The sequence below is a fragment of the Roseateles sp. P5_B10 genome (genome assembly GCF_056400485.1).
In genome coordinates this window covers 1-1088 of the sequence record NZ_JBFULE010001232.1, presented here as the reverse complement: position 1 = coordinate 1088, position 1088 = coordinate 1, and the positions used below count along the sequence as shown (strand labels likewise).

Below are 1088 nucleotides of genomic sequence, written 5' to 3'. Positions count from 1 at the left end.
GCATCCGGCTGCGCGCTGACCACGCCGCGGTACTTCTTGCGGCCCTGGAAAGGTGCTTTGAGCGTGATATCGATTTCCTGGCCGGCAAAGCGCGCGTAATGCGCGGCCTTTTTTAACGGCCGATCCAGACCCGGTGAAGACACTTCGAGCCGGGAATATTCCAAACCCTCGACCTCGAGCACATACTGCAGCTGTCGGGTGACCTTTTCGCAGTCATCCACATCGATCAGCTCGCCGGCATCCGCCCCGGCGTTCAGCCTGTCAATCGTCACGCGCAGCGTTCCACCACTGGCACTGCGTTCGCAGTCCACGAGTTCGTAACCGAGTCCGGTCACGGTCGTTTCCACAGCGGTTTGCCAACTCATTCGGGGTGTGCGGTCTTCGGTCGAAAGAAAATCGAAAAAGCAAAAAAAATGGGCTGGATGAATCCGCCCACTCGTTCACCTGATATCGCGCCCCGGGGGATGTCGTCCGGGGCTCGTTGAAAGACTCTTTGCAGAGTTCTCTCATTTCTGGTGAAGCTCGGATTGTACTGTGCAAGTCCCATGCCGGCAAGCCGCTACGCCCTGCGCGTGCCAGAATCTGAGGCTGTTTGAGACCTCACAGGAGACAAGAATGGGCTTTCTCGCCGGCAAGCGGCTGCTGATCACGGGCGTGCTGTCCAACCGCTCCATCGCCTACGGCATTGCCCGGGCCTGCCACCGCGAAGGTGCCGAGTTGGCGTTCAGCTATCAGGGCGAACGTTTCAAGGACCGCATCAGCGAGTTCGCTGCCGAATTCGGCTCCAAACTCATTTACGACTGTGACGTGACCAGCGACGAGCAGATGGAGGCGTTGTTCAACCAGCTCGGCGAGGTCTGGCCGGAGTTCGACGGTTTCGTCCATTCCATCGGCTTTGCGCCTCGCGAGGCGATTGCCGGCAATTTCCTGGACGGCATGACGCGCGAGAACTTCCGCATCGCCCACGACATTTCGGCCTACAGCTTCCCCGCCATGGCCAAGCTGGCCGCCCCGCGCCTGCGCCCCGGCGCCGCCCTGCTCACACTGAGCTACCTGGGCGCCGAGYGCTACGTGCCCAACTACAACAC

Annotated in this window: 2 protein-coding genes; one reads left to right on the top strand and one right to left on the bottom strand. The window is 60.7% G+C overall.

What is annotated here, in order from left to right; genetic code table 11:
- The coding region (gene rimP, locus AC1DU6_RS32335; protein ID WP_477862320.1) for a ribosome maturation factor RimP at positions 1 to 365 on the bottom strand (365 nt) is incomplete at its 3' end.
- 250 nt (positions 366 to 615) lie between these two features.
- Here rimP and AC1DU6_RS32330 point away from each other — a divergent pair.
- On the top strand, positions 616 to 1088 hold a 473-nt coding region (locus tag AC1DU6_RS32330), incomplete at its 3' end, for an SDR family oxidoreductase (RefSeq protein WP_477862318.1).